At 74.4% G+C, this 18,502-nt stretch carries 14 protein-coding genes; 10 read left to right on the top strand and 4 right to left on the bottom strand.

The features are described 5' to 3' along the window. Nucleotides 1–147 precede the first annotated feature (147 nt). The 7 genes from ACZ597_RS16215 (at nt 148) to ACZ597_RS16185 (ending at nt 8,500) form a co-directional block, all read left to right on the top strand. Nucleotides 148–1,161, top strand: a complete 1,014-nt coding sequence (locus ACZ597_RS16215; RefSeq protein WP_471329801.1) for a DMT family transporter — start codon at nt 148–150, stop codon at nt 1,159–1,161. Then, complete coding sequence (locus ACZ597_RS16210) at nt 1,154–2,341, top strand: amino acid aminotransferase (RefSeq protein WP_471329799.1); 1,188 nt, start codon at nt 1,154–1,156, stop codon at nt 2,339–2,341. Before ACZ597_RS16215 ends, ACZ597_RS16210 begins: the two co-directional genes overlap by 8 nt. 417 nt (nt 2,342–2,758) lie before the next feature. Next, nucleotides 2,759–3,394 (top strand): hypothetical protein, encoded by a 636-nt coding sequence (locus tag ACZ597_RS16205; protein ID WP_471329797.1) that lies wholly within the window; start codon nt 2,759–2,761, stop codon nt 3,392–3,394. After that, on the top strand, nt 3,391–4,614 hold the full coding sequence (locus tag ACZ597_RS16200; protein ID WP_471329795.1) for an MAB_1171c family putative transporter: 1,224 nt from the start codon (nt 3,391–3,393) through the stop codon (nt 4,612–4,614). Before ACZ597_RS16205 ends, ACZ597_RS16200 begins: the two co-directional genes overlap by 4 nt. Next, on the top strand, nt 4,611–5,534 hold the full coding sequence (locus ACZ597_RS16195; protein WP_471329792.1) for a DNA-binding protein: 924 nt from the start codon (nt 4,611–4,613) through the stop codon (nt 5,532–5,534). The genes ACZ597_RS16200 and ACZ597_RS16195 overlap by 4 nt, the downstream gene beginning before the upstream one ends. 97 nt (nt 5,535–5,631) lie before the next feature. Beyond that, a complete protein-coding gene (locus ACZ597_RS16190; RefSeq protein ID WP_471329789.1) occupies nt 5,632–6,111 on the top strand; it encodes a DUF3574 domain-containing protein in 480 nt (159 codons plus the stop codon). A 307-nt stretch (nt 6,112–6,418) separates the two neighbouring features. Continuing rightward, nucleotides 6,419–8,500 carry a SpoIIE family protein phosphatase gene (locus ACZ597_RS16185; protein WP_471329787.1) on the top strand — a complete coding sequence of 694 codons (2,082 nt, stop codon included), beginning with the start codon at nt 6,419–6,421 and terminating at the stop codon, nt 8,498–8,500. Nucleotides 8,501–8,503: 3 nt separating this feature from the next. Here ACZ597_RS16185 and ACZ597_RS16180 read toward each other — a convergent pair whose 3' ends face one another. Together ACZ597_RS16180 and ACZ597_RS16175 are read right to left on the bottom strand one after the other, a co-directional pair. Next, nucleotides 8,504–11,308 carry a SpoIIE family protein phosphatase gene (locus tag ACZ597_RS16180; RefSeq protein ID WP_471329784.1) on the bottom strand — a complete coding sequence of 935 codons (2,805 nt, stop codon included), beginning with the start codon at nt 11,306–11,308 and terminating at the stop codon, nt 8,504–8,506. Next, nucleotides 11,305–12,291, bottom strand: coding sequence for a GlxA family transcriptional regulator (locus ACZ597_RS16175; protein ID WP_471329781.1), 987 nt, complete (start codon nt 12,289–12,291; stop codon nt 11,305–11,307). Before ACZ597_RS16175 ends, ACZ597_RS16180 begins: the two co-directional genes overlap by 4 nt. Before the next feature lie 113 nt (nt 12,292–12,404). Between ACZ597_RS16175 and ACZ597_RS16170 the strand changes: the two genes are divergently transcribed. Continuing rightward, complete coding sequence (locus tag ACZ597_RS16170; protein WP_471329778.1) at nt 12,405–13,007, top strand: cysteine hydrolase family protein; 603 nt, start codon at nt 12,405–12,407, stop codon at nt 13,005–13,007. Here ACZ597_RS16170 and ACZ597_RS16165 read toward each other — a convergent pair. After that, the gene (locus tag ACZ597_RS16165) at nt 12,995–14,140 is read right to left on the bottom strand and encodes an FAD-dependent monooxygenase (protein WP_471329775.1); all 1,146 of its coding nucleotides are present in this window, start codon (nt 14,138–14,140) and stop codon (nt 12,995–12,997) included. The genes ACZ597_RS16170 and ACZ597_RS16165 overlap by 13 nt on opposite strands. A gap of 126 nt (nt 14,141–14,266) precedes the next feature. Between ACZ597_RS16165 and ACZ597_RS16160 the strand changes: the two genes are divergently transcribed. Beyond that, a complete protein-coding gene (locus ACZ597_RS16160) occupies nt 14,267–15,175 on the top strand; it encodes a GntR family transcriptional regulator (RefSeq protein ID WP_471329772.1) in 909 nt (302 codons plus the stop codon). Nucleotides 15,176–15,474: 299 nt separating this feature from the next. Here ACZ597_RS16160 and ACZ597_RS16155 read toward each other — a convergent pair whose 3' ends face one another. Beyond that, nucleotides 15,475–16,623, bottom strand: a complete 1,149-nt coding sequence (locus ACZ597_RS16155) for a glycerate kinase (protein ID WP_471329769.1) — start codon at nt 16,621–16,623, stop codon at nt 15,475–15,477. Nucleotides 16,624–16,765: 142 nt separating this feature from the next. On the opposite strand from ACZ597_RS16155, the gene ACZ597_RS16150 reads away from it, so the two are divergent. After that, a complete protein-coding gene (locus tag ACZ597_RS16150) occupies nt 16,766–18,478 on the top strand; it encodes a BCCT family transporter (RefSeq protein ID WP_471329766.1) in 1,713 nt (570 codons plus the stop codon). Nucleotides 18,479–18,502: the final 24 nt, after the last annotated feature.

Genomic DNA, 18,502 nt, shown 5'->3' with positions numbered 1-18,502 from the left:
GGGGGGCTTCTCCGCCGTTTCTTGGCAGATCCTGCCCCAAACGTATGTCCGAGCGGCAGAACTGGCAATCGGCTGCCCCGGCAAAAGCCCTAACGTTGCCCGCGAACGGGCCGGACCGGCCCGCTCTCACAGGCTGGAGCAGATTCCTTGGTCGCGACCAACACCACCGGCGCGGCCGCGCCTCACGACACGGCGGTCCCGCCGGCCGGAAACCCCGTCCGGCGCGGACCGTCACCGCAGGCCCGCGGCATGGCCGCGCTGCTGGTGACCGTGGCGATCTGGGCGGCCTTCGCCCTCAGCGCCCGCGGCCTCAGCGCCTCCACCCTCCTGCCCGCCGACGCGGCCCTGCTGCGCTTCGGCGTCCCGCTCCTCGTCCTGCTGCCGGCCCTGTGGCGGCGCAGGCGGAGGATCGCCGCCGTGAAGCCGGGCGCCGCCATCAAGATCGTCTGCGGGGCGGGGGTGCCGTTCTTCCTCGCCGCCATGCACGGTGGATCCCTGACCTCGGCGGCCTTCGTCGGCTCGATCGTCCCCGGCATGGTCCCGCTCTTCGTCGCCGCGCTGATGGCCGCCCGCGGCAATGGACTGCCCAGGGGCACGCAGGTCGCCGGACTCGCGCTGATCGCGGCCGGGGTGGCCGCCCTCGTCTGGCGGTACGTCGTCCCCGTCGACACCGACGTCCTGGAGGGCGCCGGCACCCTCCTGGTGGCCAGCGGGCTGTGGGCCCTGTACACCGTCGGGCTGCGGGACGTGGACCTCGACCCCGTCGGCTCGATCGGGCTGCTGTGCCTGCCCTCCTTCGCGGTGATCGGGCTCCTGGTGCTGACCGGGGCGCTCCCGACGGGCCTCGCGCACGCGACGGGCGGCGACATCGCCACGTTCCTCGTGGTGCAGGGCCTCGGGGTCGGGCTGTGCGCGGGCCTGCTCTACGCCTACGCCATCCGCAGCCTCGGCGCCGAGCGCAGCTCCGTCGTCGGCAGCCTCAGCCCCGTGGCCGTCGTCCTCCTCGCCATCCCCGTCCTCGGCGAGTCCCCGACCCCGGCCGTGCTGATCGGCGTACCGCTGATCACGGCCGGCGTCGTGCTCGCCAACCGCCGCCGCACCCCCGCCCGTCCAGCCCCCGCCCGTCCCGCCCCCCGTCCCGAGGTCCCCGCAGATGCTTGAGCTCCTTCCCCCGCCGCCCACCGACCCGCTGTGGGACCTGACGTACGAGTTCGGCTCCGACGAGCGGGCCGAGCGGCTCAACCTGGTCCTCGGCGTCTACCGCGACCACACCGGCCGCACCCCGGTGATGGCCGCCGTCCGCGAGGCCGAGATACGCCTCGCCGAGCGCTCCGAGTCCAAGGAGTACCGCGGGCTCTCCGGCAACACCGCCTTCAACCGGGCCCTGCTGGACCTGGTGCTCGGCCCGCAGGGACCCTCCGACCGGGCCGCGGCCGTGCAGACCGTCGCCGGCTCCGGGGCGCTGCGCCTGCTGGCCGACCTGATCTGCCGGACCCGCCCGGGCACCACGGTGTGGATCAGCGACCCCGCCTACGTCAACCACCGCCCCATCCTGGAGGCCGCCGGCCTGGAGGTCCGCACCTTCGGCTGGTGCGACGCGGAAGGCGGCTTCGACGCCGCCGGGGTCCTGCGCGACCTGGCCGGCGCGCGGCGCGACGACGTCGTCCTGCTCCAGGGGTGCTGCCACAACCCGACCGGGGCCGACCCGGCGCCCGAGGACTGGGCGGCGCTGGCGGAGCTGGCCGCCCGGGACGGCTGGGTGCCGTTCGTCGACCTCGCCTACCACGGGCTCGGCGACGGGCTGGAGGCCGACCTCGCCCCCACGCGCCTGCTGGCCGAGCGGGTCCCGGAGATGCTCATCGCCGTGAGCTGCTCCAAGAACTTCGGCCTCTACAGCGACCGCACCGGCTGCGCCATCGTCCTCGGCGCGTCGGCGCGCGCGGTGCGGCACGCCGAGACGGCCCTCCAGAACGCCGCCCGGACCCTGTACTCCATGCCGCCGGAGCACGGCGCCGCCGTCGTCACTACCGTCCTGGAGGACGCGGGCCTGCGGGACCTGTGGCGCGCGGAGCTGGACGCGATGCGGAGCCGCATCGAGGCCAACCGGACGGACCTGACGGCACGCCTGACCGCCATGGGGTGGCAGCCGCAGGCCCGCTCGCTCGCGCGGCAGCGCGGGATGTTCTCGATGCTGCCGCTGACGGCGCAGGAGATGCTCCGGCTGCGCCGGGAGTACGCGATCTACGGGACCACCGCCGGGCGGATCAACATCGCGGGCATCCCGGCCGACCGGATCCCCTGCCTGGCGCGTGGCATCGCGGGAGTACTGGCGGGCCGCTGACGGCAGGGGGGCGCGGATCGGCGCCGGGGGCGCGCGGAGCGCGGGGACGCGGAAGTGAGGGAACGCGTGCCCGCTCCGCGGGCGCCCCGGACGTGACAGTCCCCGGCTGTCCCGCGGGTGCCATGAGCCATCCGCCGTCGCCGATGGCTCCCGTGGTCCGCGAGAACGGCCGGGGGCCTGGCCAGAGCCTGGACAAGGGTCACGCGGGCCTGGGGACGTCTCCCGAGGGCGGTGCGGCTCTTTCCGGTATTCCGGTGTATCACCGATTTTCCTCCGCGACATCCCATAGTCAAGGGAAATCGGCAGGCGAAATCCCCGGCCGAATGGCCGGATAGAACTGGCCTTGAGCAGGGCCGAGTTGGGGTGTGGCATCATGGCCGCATTGTCCGACCGCTGGGTTCGCCGGAGGACTGAGGGATGAAGTTACCGGGCTCCGCGTTACCGGCGTCGGAGGACAGGCGGCTCAGGCGCCGTCTCAAGAAGGTGCGCCACACCTGCGAGGGCCTGCTCGCGGAGTGGGGCATGGAGCACGGCTGCGGCATCGACGAACTCCACGCTTATCTCAGCGAGCAGCGCGGGCGGCCCATCCATTTGATTCCGACGGCCTTCCCCGAACGGCATCTCTTCGGCATATGGCTGAAAACCGATGACTTCGACATCATCGCCTTCGAGAAGGCCGCTTCGGCGTCGCACAAGGAACACATCATCGCCCACGAACTCGCCCACATCGCCTTCGACCACAGCGGATCCGTCCAGCTGGACCAGCTCGGAGGCGCGGCGGGCGGGGACCGTCCGGGACCCCCGGCGCCCGCCGTCGGCGGTGGGGGCGGCGGGCTGTTCTCGGACGTCGACCCCGAGGCCGTGCGCGGCGTCCTCATGCGCTCCCGCTACAGCGACGACGAGGAGCAGGAGGCCGAAACCATGGCCTCGCTGATCCTGGCCCGCGCCACCAAGCGCTGGACCGAGCGCGCCTGGGGTGTGCCGGACGAGGCCGCCGAGATCGTGGCCCGGATCGAGAGCGGGCTCGGCCGTCCCGACCAGGGGCCCGCGTGATCTACACCGTCCTCGCGTGGGTCTGCGCCTTCGTGGGCCTCGCGGCCTTCGCCTACCGCCTTCCGGACCTGCTGCGCCGCAGGAACGACATCGCCCTGTGGGCGCTGTGCACCTACTTCCTGTGCTCCGGCATCAGTTTCCTGGTCGACCTGGACCAGCTACGGCTGCACATCTCGGCCTTCTTCGGCCTGCCGAACATCACCTCGCTGATCACCCAGGTCGCGGTGGTCGTGCTGACCGCCGCCCAGCAGGTCGTCCTCGTGTACTGGTCCTCGCCGCCCGCCGAGGCCCGGCGCATGGCCCGCCACCGCGTGCTGTTCTTCGCCGCGGCCCTCGCCGTCCTGGTCGTCGCGTCCTTCGCCATCGGCCCGGTCGCGCACTCGGAGACGGCCACGTCCACGATCCTGCTGAGCATCCAGCACGGCAGCTACGCCCTCTACATGTCCTTCTACCTGCTGATCTGCGCCGTGGGCCAGTTCGAGACGGTCCGGCTGTCGCTGCGCTTCACGACGATGGCCAACCGGCAGTGGCTCAAGGTCGGCATGCGCACCGTCACCGTCGGCGCCAGCATGATCCTCGTCTACTGCGTCACCCGGAGCATCCAGATCGCCGGGACCCGCCTGGACTACGACGCGGCCTCGCTCGACCCGGTCCAGTGGACCTGCGGCAGCGTCGGCGCCCTCCTCCAGATCGCCGGCTGGACCATCCCCTCCTGGGGCATCCGCATCACCCGGGCCCGCGGCTGGGCCCGCAGCTACCGCTCCTACCGGCGGCTGCGGCCCCTGTGGTGGGCGCTGTACGAGGCCTCCCCGGACATCGCCCTGGACCCGCCCCGCTCCTGGCTGCGCGACCTGGTGCCGCCCCGGGACCCGCACTACCGCCTCTACCGGCGCGTCATCGAGATACGCGACGGCCAGCTGATCCTGCGCACCTCCCTCTCCCTGGAGGACTTCGTCCGGGTGGCCCGCTCCCTGGACCTCCCGGAAGACCCCACCTCACCCCTGGGCGAGGCGCTCCAGGTGCGCGCCGTGCTCAGCCGCCCGGCGCAGGAGCGGGCGGAGCGCGCCGAGCGGGCCGAAGCCTCCGACATCCCGGCGCGGCCCCCCTACCAGGACTTCCGCGACGAGGTGGACTGGCTCAGCAAGGTGGCCTCCTCCTTCGACGACCTCGGCCGGCGCCGTGCCGGCGTCGGCGCGGTCGGCGCCGGCCCGCTGTCATGACGGCGGTGCTCGCCCCTCCCGGCGGAGCCGAGGAGCAGGACGCGGCGCACCGGCTGGCCGTGCGCACCATCGGCCGCCTGGTGGCCCTGGACACCGAGCGCGGAGCGCGCGCCGCGGTGCCCGCCGTACGCGAGGCCGTGCGGCGGATCCCCGAGCTGGCGGCCGACCCCCCGGCCCTGCGCGCGTACGGCCCGGACCGGCTCGCGGCCCTCGCCGAGCTGTGCGAGGTCATCGGCTGGATCCTCTTCGACGCGGGCCGCTACCGGGGCGCCCGCCGGATGAACGCGCGGTCGCTGGCCCTGGCGGAGCTCTGCGGCGACCGCTGGACGGGGCGGCTGGTCCTGCTGAACCACAGCATGCTCACCACCCACACCGGGCGGCCGCGCGCCGCCCTGGAGGCGGCCGCCCGGGTGAGCGGGCCGCGGCCGCTCCCCGCCCGCGTCGAAGGCCTCGTCCTGATCCGGCGGGCCCACGCGACGGCCCTGCTCGGCGCCCGCGCGGAGCCGCTGGAACTGATCTCCCGGGCCCGCAGCCGCTTCCTCGACGGCCTCTCCCGCCGGGACCCGCACTGGGCCTGGTGGATCGACGAGGCCGAACTGCTGGGCCACGAGGGCTGGGTGCAGGCCAGGCTGCGCCGCTGGGACCGGGCCATCCCGCTGCTGCACCGGGCGGCCACCGCCCCGGGCCCCTCCTACCGGCACCTGTTCACCGCGGAGCTCCTCTCGGCCCTGGCGGGGGCCGGGGCCTGGCGGGAGGCGGAGGACCTGATCGCGCGGGTCGCGCCGGGCGCCGCCGCCATCGGCTCGGTGCGCACCACCGAGACCCTCCGCCGGACGGCGGCGGCCCTCCACCGGAACGCGGGCACGCCGGCCCCGCTGCGGGACGCGGCGGCCTTCCTGCGCGAATCGCTGCCCGCCTAGACCTCCCCGGGCCGGCGCCGGGGTCCGCCTCCGGGCGGCCCCGCGCACCCGCCGGTCCGCGGACCACGCACGACACACGGACTGATTGGACGACTGCATGCGCAGCATAAGGATCTCCACGCCCGCCGCAGGCCTGCTGGCGGCGGCCGCGCTCCTCCTCGCCTTCGGCGGACCGGCGCCGCAGGCCTCCCTCGGGACCGGCACCGTCTCGGCGGCGTCGGCCGAGGCGGACGCCGCCGAGACGGGCAGCGCGTACATCTCGACGCACCTCTACTTCGGCACCGGCCGGCACGACGGGCACCCGCCGATCACCGAGGAGGAGTTCGACAAGTTCGTCGCCGACGTGGTCACGCCGCGCTTTCCCTCCGGGCTGACCCTCCAGGAGGGCCGCGGCCAGTGGCGTGACAAGGACGGCGACATCAACCGGGAGAGATCGTACGAGCTGACGGTCATGTACCCGGTGCGCGAGGCCCGCGCCCGGAACGCGGACATCGAGTACATCCGCCGCCTGTACTGCACCATGTGGGAGCTCGAATCGGTCGGCCGGGCGGATGTCCGCGCCCAGGTCGACTTCTGACGGACAACCGGTCAGAGGCCGTCGGGAACCGCCTTCCTTCCCCGGCGGGGGCCCCGGTCCGGGAACTGCGGACCGGGGCCCTTCCGCCGCCGCGGGCCTCCTGAGGCGGACGCGGAGCCCGCCGGGGTCCGGGACCCGTGCCGGCAGCGCCGCCGGCCGCACCCCGGCGCGCCGGCCGGGGCGCCTCCCCGCCCTCCCCGCCCTCCCCGCCCCGCGCCGGCCCGGGCCCGCGCGGGGCGCCCCGCGCCGAGGGCTCGGATAGGGTGAATCGGTACGAATCAGGCCCCCTCGGGGTGAGGTCGGTGCATTGGACACTTACCAGTCGACGAGCAAGGTGCCCGATCCGCCGCCGGTGGCGGCGGTCGGGTACGCGGGCGTCCTGCGCGAACTGCTCCCGATCGCCCTGTGGCGGGAGGACGCGGACGGCCGCGTCGTGGAGTGGTCGCTGGCCGCCCAGGACCTGCTGGGCCACCGCCCCGAGGACATCCTCGGCCGCCCCGGCAGCGCCGTGCTCGTCCCCGAGGCCAACCGCGAGCTCGCCGACGACCTGACCCGCCGGGTCCAGGCCGGCGAGACCGTCGTGGGCACCCTGCCCGTGCGCCACCGCGACGGACACCGGGTGGCCATGGAGATGTGGATCGTGCCCGCCGCCGACCCCCAGGGCCGGACCGGCGCCATGCTCATCGCCGTCGAGACCTCCGAGGTCCTGCGGATGAGGGACTCCCTCGCCGCCCTCCAGAGCCTCTTCACGCAGTCCCCGATCGGGCTCGCCACCCTCGGCCCCGACCTGCGCTTCCTGCGCGTCAACGACGCCCTCGCCCGGATGAACGGCGTCTCCGCCGCCGAGCACCTCGGCCGGCGCCTCACCGAGGTCGTCCCCGGCGTCAACGCCACCGCCCTGGAGGCCACGATGCGCCAGGTGCTCGAACAGGGCACCGCCGTCGTCGACGTCCGCCGCACCGGCCGCACCCCCGCCGACCCCGACCACGACCGCACCTGGTCCTGCTCCTACGCCCCGCTGCTCGACGGCAGCGGCCGCCGCCTCGGCCTGATCGCCTCCCTCATCGACATCACCGAGGGCCAGCGGGCCCTTCTGGAGGCCGAACGGGCCCGCTCCCGCTTCGCCCTGCTCGCCGAGGCCGGCACCCGCATCGGGACCACCCTCGACCTGCGCCAGACCGCCCAGGAGATCACCGACCTGCTGGTCCCGCAGCTCGCCGACTCGGCCGACGTACAGCTCCTCGAAGCCGTACTGGACCCCGACGAGAGCGCCGTCGCCGCCGCCTCCACCCACGGGGTGCTGCGCAGGCTCGCCGCCACCTTCCCCGACCCCACCGCACCCACCGCCCGCCTCGCACCGGGCCAGACCTTCCAGATCCCCGCCGGGACCGTCTACGAGCGCGTCATCGCCGAGGGCGTGCCCATGAACCTGTACGTCTCCGACATCCCCGCGCTGATCACCGACCCCCGCGCGGACGCGCTGCGCGACTACCTGGCCACCCTCGGATCGGCCCGCATGGTGCCCCTGGTCGCGCGCGGCAAGGTCCTCGGGGCCGTCGCCGTGACCCGGCTGCGCTCCCGCGAGCCCTTCGACGCCCAGGACTGCGTACTCATCGACGAACTCGTCGCCCGGGCCGCCCTCAACATCGACAACGCCCGCATGTACACCAGCCAGCGCCAGGCCGCCCTCACCCTCCAGCGCAGCCTCACCAACAGCGCCCTCCCCGAGGTCCCCGGCCTGGAACTCACCGGCCGCTACCTGCCCGCCAGCGAGCACGACGTCGGCGGCGACTGGTTCGACGTCATCCAGCTGCCCCGCGGCCGCACCGGCCTCGTCATCGGCGACGTCATGGGCCACGGCATCCACGCCGCCGCCGTCATGGGCCAGCTGCGCACGGCCGTGCGCACCCTCGCCCGCCACGACGTGCCGCCCGCGCAGATGCTCCGCTCCCTCGACGCGGTCGTGGCCGACCTGGGCGAGGACGAGATGGCGACCTGCGTCTACGCCGTCCACGACCCGGCGGCGGGAGGCTGCGTCATCGCCCGCGCCGGGCACCCGCCGCCCGCCGTGGCCACCCCCGACGGACGGGTCGCCTTCCTCCAGGGCCCGCCCGGCACCCCGCTGGGAACCGGCGGGCGGGAGTTCCGCACCGAGGAGGTCCCGCTGCCGCCCGGAACCCTGCTCGCCCTGTACACCGACGGGCTGATCGAGTGCCGCCACCGGGACCTCGACGAGGGTATGGACCGCCTCGCCCGGACCCTGTGCCAGGCCGGCCGGCCGCTGGAGGAGCTGTGCGACGGCATCCTGACCCGGCTGCTGCCCGAAGCCCCGCAGGACGACGTCGCCGTCCTGCTGGCGCGCACCGCCCGGACCGACCGCACCGGGTGAGGCTCACCAGGCCAGGTCCTCCAGGGCGTCCAGGTCCATCTCCAGCGGCACCGGGGCCTCGCCGGCCGACGGCGACAGCTCCGCCCAGATGACCTTGCCGCGCTCCGTGTAGCGGGTGCCCCACCGCTCGGCGTACTGGGCCACCAGGAACAGGCCCCGGCCCCCTTCGTCCGTCGTGGCCGCGTACCGCAGGTGCGGGGAGGTGCTGCTGCCGTCGGCGACCTCGCAGATCAGCGCCCGGTCACGCAGCAGGCGGACCCGGATCGGCTCGTTCCCGTACCGGATGGCGTTGGTGATCAGCTCGCTGAGGATCAGCTCGGCCGTGAAGGAAGCCTCCTCCAGCCCCCAGTCCAGCAGCTGCGCGGCGGCCTCCCGGCGCACCCGCGACACGGCCGCCGGATCGTCGGGCACGTCCCACTCCGCGATCCGGTCCGGCTCCAGCCGCCGGGTGTCCGCCACCAGCAGCGCGATGTCGTCGCTCGGCGAGGGGAACAGCATCGCCGCCAGGACGTCCGCGCACGCCTGCTCAGGGCTGCGGCCCGGCCGTGACAGGGCCTCGCTCAGCAGGGCCAGCCCGCTGTCGAAGTCCCGGTGGCGGTCCTCCAGCAGCCCGTCCGTGAACAGCACCAGCCGGCTCCCCTCCGGCAGTACCAGCCGCGCCGTCTCGAAGGGCATCCCGCCCACCCCGAGCGGCAGCCCGGTGGGCAGCTCCGGGTACTCCACGCGCCCGTCCGGGTGGACCAGGGCGGGCCCGGGGTGCCCGGCGCTGGCCATCGTGCACTGCCCGGACACCGGGTCGTAGACGGCGTACAGACAGGTGGCGCCGGTGATCCCGGCCGGCGGCGGCTCCTCCGCGCCCCCGGCCAGACCCGGGCCCCCGGCGTCGCCGTCACCGGCCGGCCCGTCCTCCAGCTGGTCGATCCGGTCGGTCAGCTCGTCCAGGTGGCCGAGCAGCTCGTCGGGCGGCATGTCCAGGGTCGAGAAGTTGTGCACCGCGGTCCGCAGCCGCCCCATCGTCGCCGCCGCGTGCACCCCGTGCCCCACCACGTCGCCCACCACGAGCGCCACCCGGGCCCCCGGCAGCGGGATCACGTCGAACCAGTCCCCGCCCACCCCCGCCTTCGCGGGCAGGTACCGGAACGCCGTGTCCACCGCGCTCAGCACCGGCAGCACCCGCGGCAGCAGGCTGCGCTGGAGGGCCACCGCGGTGGCGTGCTCGCGGGTGAAGCGGCGGGCGTTGTCCACGGACACCGCCGCCCTGGCCCCCAGCTCCTCCGCGAACGACAGGTCCTCCTCGTCGAAGGCCTCCGGGGTGTCCGCCGCCCGCCAGAAGTTGGCCATGCCCAGGACCACGCCCCGGGCCTGGAGCGGTACGGAGATCAGCGAGTGGAACCCGTAGTCCAGGGCCTGCTTCGTCCCCGGCTCGTCCTGCGCCCGCCAGCCCATCGCCGCGTGCAGATCGGCGGCCAGCACCGCGTGCCCGGCGGCCAGGGCCGCCGCCATCGGGGCCGTCGGCACCTCGAAGCGGATCACGTCCCCGACCGGCTGGAGCGGTGAGGCGCCGCGCGTCCCGCACATCGCCGCCCGGCGCATCTCCGTGTGCACCCCCGCCGCGGGCGAGGGCTCGTCCCCGCGCAGCACCGGCTCCAGCAGCTCGACGGTGACGAAGTCCGCGAACCGCGGCACCGCCACCTCCGACAGCTCCTCCGCCGTCCGCACCACGTCCAGGGTGGTGCCGATCCGCACGCCCGCCTCGTAGAGCATCTGGAGCCGCTCACGGGCCACCTCGGCGCGCCCGGACAGGGCCGCCAGCTCGGTGGTGTCGCGCAGGGTGGTGACACTGCCCGAGGGCCGCCCGGCGAACGGCTCGGTGGGCCGCACGTTGACGGCGAGGAGCCGGTCGCCCGCCAGGTGGACCTCGTCCGTGGCGACCCGCCCCGACAGCAGCAGCTCCGTGGTGCGCGGGTCCAGGCCGAGGTCGGCGACGTACCGCTGCTCGGCGTCGGGCGGCAGGCCCAGCAGCCGCCGGGCCTCGTCGTTGGCGAGCAGCAGCCGGTGGTCGGCGCCGACGATCAGCACGCCCTCGCGGACGGCGTGCAGCACCGCCTCGTGGTGCTCGTTCATCCGGGCCATCTCCACGGCGCCCAGGCCCCGGGTCTGGCGCCGCAGCCGCCGGCTGACCAGGGCGGCGCCGCCGGTGCCCAGCAGCAGGGCGCCCGCCGCCGCGCCGAGCAGCAGCGGCAGCTGGCCCTCCACGGCGTGGCCCACGTTCTCCACCTCGATGCCGGTGGCGACCAGCCCCACCACGGTGCCCCGCGCGTCCCGTACGGGGACCACGGCCCGGACGGCGTCGCTGGGATCGCCCTTGAAGACCTCCGTGAAGGACGTTCCGGCCGCCGCGCGGGCGAGGTCCCCGGTGGCGCGCTGCCCGATCAGCTCGGGTCTGGAGTCGGTGTAGCGGATCCCGTCGGTGGTCATGACGGCGACGAAGTCCACCCCCGAGGCGCGGCGGGCGCCCTCGGCCAGCGGCTGCAGCTCGGCCGTCGGGTCGGCGGACTCCAGGGCCGCCGGCAGGCCGGGGGCGTGGGCGAAGGCCTCGGCGGCGGCGAGCGAGCGGTCCCGGGCGCCCCGCTCGCTGTCGTAGCGGGCCTGGAACACCAGGGCCAGCGCGGCCGCGGTGATCAGCACCAGCACGATGACGGCGGTGACGGAGAAGACCTGGCCGGCGATGCTGTTCCGGGCCTGCCACAGGCGCGCGGGCAGGCTCGCGGGACGCGTCTCCCTGTGCCGACCCGAACGTCCGGTCATGAGCCATTTCTAACACTGTCGCCGCCCGCGGGAGCGCTGGCCGCGGCCGCCCGGTACGCGCGCGGGCTCAGGCCGAAGGCGGCGCCGAAGTGCTGGCGGAAGGTGACCTCGCTGGCGAACCCGGCGCGCCGGGCCACCTCCGGCACCGGATGGTCGGTGCGCTCCAGCAGTTTGCGGGCCTCGTCCAGACGGCGGCTCAGCAGCCATTTGTGCGGCGTGGTGCCGGTGGCCGCGCTGAAGTGCCGGGCGAAGGACCGCGGGGACATGCCCGCCCAGCGGGCCAGGGCGGCCACGTCCAGCGGTTCGTGCAGCCTGCGCAGGGCCTGCTGCCGTACGGCGGCCAGCGCCTCGGCCGTACGGTCCGCCGCCGGAGTGGGCCGGTCCAGGTACTGGGCGTGGTCCCCGGTGCGGAAGGGGCCGGTCACCATCGAGCGGGCGATGGCGGCGGCGGCCTCCGCTCCGTGGGCCTCGCGGACCAGGTGCAGGCACAGGTCGATCCCGGAGGCCACCCCGGCGGAGGTCCACAGTCCGTCGTCCTCGACGAAGAGCGGGGCCTCCTCGACCAGCACCGCCGGGTAGCGGGCCGCCAGCTGCGGGGCCAGCCACCAGTGCGTCACCGCCCGGCGGCCGTCCAGCAGCCCGGCCTCGGCGAGTACGAACGCCCCGGCGCACAGCGCGGCCACCGGTACCCCGCGTGCGTGCGCGGCGCGCAGGGCGGCGAGAACGGGCTCGGGCGTCGGGTCGGCGGGTTCTGCCAGTGCCGGTACGACGATCAGGTCGGCCCGGCCGAGCCAGTCGAGACCCCGGTCGGGCGTCAGGGTCAGCCCGCCGGGCAGGGCGATCGGCCCGTCGTCCAGGGCGCAGCGGCGCAGCTCGAAGGGGGGCACCCCGCTGCGGCTCCGGTCGGGGCCCCAGACCTCGGTGATGACGGCGAGGTCGAAGCTGCGGATCCCGGGCTGGGCGACGATGGCGACGCGCTGCATGGGGCCACTGTGCCAGAGCCGGAAGAGCAGGTACTGCCAGACTGGCAGGATCCCATCGGTTCGCGGCCCCGGCGCCCCTGGGGCGGGTGCGGCCGGGCGGACACGATGGAGCCATGACAGAGAACGCGATCGAGATCGCAGCCGACAGCGCCCTGCTCGTGATCGACGTCCAGAAGGGCTTCGACGACGCCTCCTTCTGGGGGAAGCGCGACAACCCGGACGCCGAGGAGAACATCGCCGCCCTCATGGACGCGTGGCGGGAGACCGGCCGCCCGGTGGTGCTGGTGCGGCACGCGTCCGAGCGGCCCGGCTCGGTACTGGCCCCGGACCACCCCGGTCACGCCTTCAAGGACTTCGTCGAGGACCGCCGCGACCAGGCGGCCCTGCTGGTCACCAAGACCGTCAACTCGTCCTTCTACGGCACCCCGGACCTGGCCGGATGGCTCCGGGCGAGCGGCATCCGCCAGCTGGTCGTGGCGGGGATCCAGACCAACATGTGCGTCGAGACCACCGCCCGGATGGCCGGCAACCTGGGCTACGAGGTGCTGGTCCCACTGGACGCCACCCACACCTTCGACCTCGCCGGCCCGGGCGGGCTGTCCCTGACCGCCGGTGAACTGGCCGCCGCCACCGCGGTCAACCTCCAGGGCGGCGGCTTCGCCCGCGTGCTGACCACGGCCGAGGTGCTCGACGCCGCCGCGGCTCACACCCCGTAATCCCGGAGGCGGACCGGCTCGGTGCGGGTGTTCTCGGGGGCGTTGGCGGCGAGCATGTCGAGGACCTCCTGGGTCGGGGCCGGCATGAAGAACCGCTCGGCGCCCTCGCGGCCCAGGGCCTGGTGCTCGGCGACGTAGCCGCGCATGAGCTCCTCGTACGCGGCGAAGGCCGCCGTGTGGTCGCCGCGGGTGCCCAGTTCTCCCGCCAGGAGGTACGCGCCGATCAGGGCCTGCGAGGTGCCGCGGCCCGAGGTCGGCGCCGCGCAGGCGGCGGCGTCGCCGAGCAGCACGACCCGGCCGGCGGACCAGGTGTCCATCTCGACCTGGGCGTTGGAGTCGAAGAAGAACTCCTCGGCCGCGTCCATCTCCTCCAGCAGGCGCGGCACCTCCCAGCCCTCGCCGGCGAACCGCTCGGCGATGATCCGCTTGTGCGCGGCCGGGTCGCGGCGGTCGTATTCGAGGCCTTCGGCCGCGAAGTGGAAGGCCGCCCGGGCCTCGGTGTTCGCGCGGGCCGTGAAGATGTTGGCGGCCTTGCCGGGGACGGAGTAGAGCCGGCCGGTGTTCTTCAGCCCCAGGTAGTTGTCCAGGCTGAAGATCGCCGTGTAGATGCCGAGGTGGCGCAGGTACCGCTCCTCGGGCCCGAAGGCGAGGGCCCGGGTCTTCGAGTGGAGGCCGTCCGCGCCGACGACCAGGTCGAAGCGGCGGGGCGCGCCGTGCTCGAAGGTGACGAGGACCCCGTCCCCGTCCTGCTCCAGGCTCGCGATCGAGTCGCCGAAGACGTACTCGGTGTCCTCGCGGGTGGCCTCGTACAGCAGCCGGGTCACATCGCCCTTGAGGACCTCCAGGTCGCCCGCGAACACCGCCGCCGGGAGGGTGGCGTACTGCCCGCCCGCGGCGTCGACCATGGCCGCGTCGCCCATCTCGGTGTCCAGGGCGCGGACGGTGTCCAGCAGGCCCATGCGGTCGAGGACGTCGAGGGCCTCGCCGCGGAAGTCGACCGCGTAGCCGCCGTCGCGCAGCTCCGGGGCCCGCTCGACGACGGTGGTGGTGAAGCCGTGGCGGTGCAGCCAGTAGGCGAGGGCGGGTCCCGCGACGCTGCCGCCGGAGATCAGGACGCTCTGGTTCTTGTTCATTTCCGGTTCCTCTCTCGGGGTGATGTGTACAACGTACAGACGGATATCCCCGGTGGGAACAGGTGTGTTGGGCAAAGCAACCTAGTGCACTAGGGTAGAGGTGTACTAGTGCACCAGGAGGGCGGGATGAAGGAAGAGGCGCCGTACGCGCGGATCGCGGCCGAGCTGAGGCGGCGGATCGAGAGCGGCGAGCTGCGGCCGGGGGACCGGGTGCCGTCGACGCGGGCCATCACCCAGCGGTGGGGGGTGGCCATGGCGACGGCGAGCAAGGTCCTCGCGGCGCTCGGGCAGGAGGGCCTGGTCCGGGCGGTGCCGGGGGTGGGCACGGTGGTGGCCGACCGGCCGGCCCCGAGCGCCGGACGCCACCCGGCCGACGACTCCGCCCACCGGGACCGGATCGTCCGCACCGGGGTCGAGATCGCGGACGCGGAGGGCCTGGCCGCCCTGACGATGCGGCGGCTCGGCGCGGAGCTGGGGGTCTCGGCGATGTCCCTGTACCGGCACGTCGGCAGCAAGGAGCGGCTGGTGGTGCTGATGGCCGACGCGGTCTTCGGGGAGGAGGCCCTGCCGGAGCGGCCGCCGCCGCACTGGCGGGCCCGCCTGGAGCTGTCGGCGGCCGTGCAGTGGCGGCTGTACGGCAGGCACCCGTGGCTCGCCGGCGCCATGAACCTGAACCGCCCCCTGCTCGTCCCGAACGGCATCAGGCACATCGACTGGGCGCTCGCCGCCCTGGAGGGGCTGGGCCTGGACGACGACACCCGGATGCACGCCGCCGTGACCCTCTTCGGCTACGTCCGGGGCCACGCGGTGGACCTGGAGCCGGAGTCCGAGGCGGCGCGCTCCAGCGGGGTGAGCGGGGAGGACTGGATGCGGGCCCAGGAGGCGAGGCTTGCGGCGCTGGTCGACGGGGGCGCCTTCCCGGCGTTCGCCGCCGCGCGGGGGCGGTCCGCCCTGTCCCCGGAGTCCCTCCTCCGGTTCGGCCTAGCGGCCCTGCTGGACGGCCTAGCGGCCCGGATCGCGGCGGCGTCGGCCTGAGTCCCGCTGCGCGGGGCGAGGTCCCCTACCCGCCCTTCGCCCGTTCCCTGGGGACTCCGCCCCCAGACCCCCGCGCCTCAAGCGCCGGCGGGGCTGGATCTTGCGGCCCCGCCGGCGTTTGAGGCGCGGGCGCGGTAGCGCCGTGCGGTGAGCCGCGCCCGGCGCCTTGAGGCGAGAACGGTTGAAGGGCGGGTGGGGGACCAGCCCCGCGCAGCGGCGCGCCCCCGCCCCGGCCCGGGAAAGGGCGAGGCCCGGCACCCCCACGGGGTACCGGGCCTCGGCGTCGCCGCAGGCGAGGGTCAGAGGACCTCGGCCGCGATGTTCTCCGCGACGCGCTCCAGCAGGGGCCCGGCGTTCGGGATGGACTTCGCCGGGTCCGGCTCCAGATCCGTCAGCGGGTACGCCTTGCGGATGCCCGCCCCCTCCAGGGCCTCCTGGCCCAGCAGCAGCCGCCCGCACACCGCCACCACCGGCTTGCCCGCCGCCCGCGCCGCCGCCGCGACACCGGCCGGGGCCTTGCCGTGCAGGGTCTGCTCGTCGAGGGAGCCCTCACCGGTGATGACCAGCGTGGCCCGCTCCAGCGCCGGGGCGAAGCCCAGCACCTCCAGCATCAGCTCGATGCCGGGCCGGAACGTCGCGCCGAGCAGCAGCGCCCCGTAGCCGATGCCGCCCGCGCCGCCGGCACCCGGCAGCACCGCGCACTCGGCCGCCTTCGCGCCGATCGACTTCTCCAGCACCACCGCGAAGTGCGCGAGGGCCGCGTCGAGCGTCGCCACGTCCTCCGGCGAGGCGCCCTTCTGCGGGCCGTACACCGCCGCGCAGCCCTTCGGGCCGGTCAGCGGGTTGTCCACGTCGCTGGCGAGGACGAAGTCCACCTCCGCGAACCGGGGGTCGACCCCGGACAGGTCCGCCGACGCCAGCTGCGCCAGCGCGCCGCCGCCCGGACCGACCGGTTCGCCGTTCGCGTCCAGGAACACCGCGCCCAGCGCGGCCAGCATGCCGGCGCCGCCGTCGGTGGTGGCGCTGCCGCCCACGCCGAAGACGATCGAGCGCGCACCCGCGTCCAGCGCGGCCTTCAGCACCTCGCCGGAGCCGTACGTGGTCGCCGTCAGCGGGGCGAAGGTGCCCGCCGGCAGCAGCTGGAGCCCGGAGGCCTCCGCCATCTCGACCACGGCGGTGCCGTCGCGCAGGGCGAAAGCGGCCGTGACCTGGTCGCCGAGGGGTCCGGTGACCCGTACCTCCCGGCGTTCGAAACCGGCCGCCACGGCGGCCGCGACCGTGCCGTCGCCGCCGTCCGCGACGGGGAGGGTCTCGACCTCCACGCCCGGTGCGGCCTTGCGAAGGCCGGCCGTCACCCGCTCCGCGACCTGAACGGCCGTGAGCGAGCCCTTGAATTTGTCCGCGGCGATGAGCACGCGCGCGGCCTCAGTTACTGCTCCGTCCGTCACCTTGCTATCCCTTGCTATCGAACAGTGCAGTCGCGCCTCCATGAGCTTATCCGGAGGATCCTCCTATGCCCATGAGTGGCCTGGGCCACATGCGGCGCGCCATGCGCGTAAATAGGGATATATCCCCGCATAGTGTGGCCTCATGAGCGCGGAATCACTGGAACAACCACGTCCGGATGGCTCCGGAACGGGGCCCGGGAGTCCGGCGGACGGCTCTCCCGACCTCGGGATCGTCACCGTCGGGGTGTTCGCCGTGCTCGCCGTCGTGGGCTGGGCCGCCCTCGGCAAGGACTCCTTCGACACCGCCTCGACCGCCGCCCTGGCCTGGGTGCTGGCCAACTTCGCCTGGCTCTTCGTGATCGCCGCCGACGTCTTCCTCGTCATGTGCGTCGTCCTCGCGATCAGCCGTTTCGGCCGGATCCGCCTCGGCGCCGACGACTCCGAACCGGAGTTCGGCAACCTCGCGTGGATCGCGATGATGTTCAGCGCCGGCATGGGCATCGGCCTGATGTTCTACGGGGTGGGGGAGCCGCTCACCCACTACCTCGATCCGCCGCCCGCCAGCGGCGCCGCCCCCGGCACCGGGGCCGCCGCCCGCGCCGCCCTGGACTACTCCTTCTTCCACTGGACCCTCACCCCCTGGGCGATCTACGGCATCGCCGGCCTCGCCCTGGCCTACGCGACCTTCCGCAAGGGCCGCGGCAACCGCCTCAGCTCCGCCTTCGTCCCGCTCATGGGAGAGGAACGGGCCGATGGCCGCCCCGGCAAGGCCATCGACCTGCTCGCCGTCTTCGCCACCGTCTTCGGCACCGCCACCAGCCTCGGCCTCGGCGCCCTCCAGGTCTCCAAGGGCCTGAACATCACCACCGGCATCGAGGACTCCACCGGCGTCGAGCTGGTCATCATCGCCTCCCTCTCCGCCGCCTTCGTGCTGTCCGCCTTCTCGGGACTGCACAAGGGCGTCAAGTGGCTCAGCACCGTCAACATCGTGCTCGCCGCCGCCCTGATGCTCTTCGTCTTCGTCCTCGGCCCGACCGTCTACGTCCTCGACGTCATCCCGGCCGGGGTCGGCAGCTACCTGCACGAACTGCTGCCCATGGCCTCCCGCACCGGCGCCTTCACCGACAGCGCCTGGCTCGGCGCGTGGACCATCTTCTACTGGGCCTGGTGGCTCTCCTGGGCCCCCTTCGTCGGCACCTTCATCGCCCGCATCTCCCGGGGCCGCACCATCCGCGAGTTCCTCGTCGGAGTCCTGCTCGTCCCCAGCGGAGCCACCGTCGTCTGGTTCTGCGTCATGGGCGGCACCGCCATCCGCCTCGACTCCACCGGCGCCGCCGACCTCGCCTCCAAGGTCAAGGAGGGGGCGGAGGCCTCCCTCTTCGCCATGCTCGACGCCCTCCCGCTCGGCACCCTCACCTCCTGGGTGGCCATGGCCCTGGTCATGACGTACTTCGTCACCAGCGCCGACTCGGCCTCCCTGGTGATGGGCTCCCTCACCAGCCGGGGCTCCCTGCACCCGCCCACCTGGCTCGTCGTCACCTGGGGCGTCCTGATGGCCGCCGTGGCCGCCGTACTGCTCGTCGCGGGCGGCCTGAAGTCCCTCCAGACCGCGACCATCCTGGTCGCCCTGCCCTTCGTGATCGTCATGCTGCTGCTGTGCTGGGCGCTGCTGAAGGAACTCCGCGAGGACCCCGGCGCGGGACCGGCCCGCCACCCCGCCCTCCACGGGCTGCGGGACGCCGTCACGGCCATGGTCGGCGACGCCGTCACCGAGCAGGGCCGGACCCGCCACCCCCGGCTGCGCCGCGTCGCCGAATCCCGGGGGCGCGACCGTGAGGACGGCGGCGACACCTGAGGGGGATCCGTACCGGACCGGCCT

This window comes from Streptomyces sp. NPDC040718, from assembly GCF_055593565.1.
Note: the sequence above shows the minus strand (reverse complement) of the source record. Positions and strands in the feature narration are given on the sequence as shown.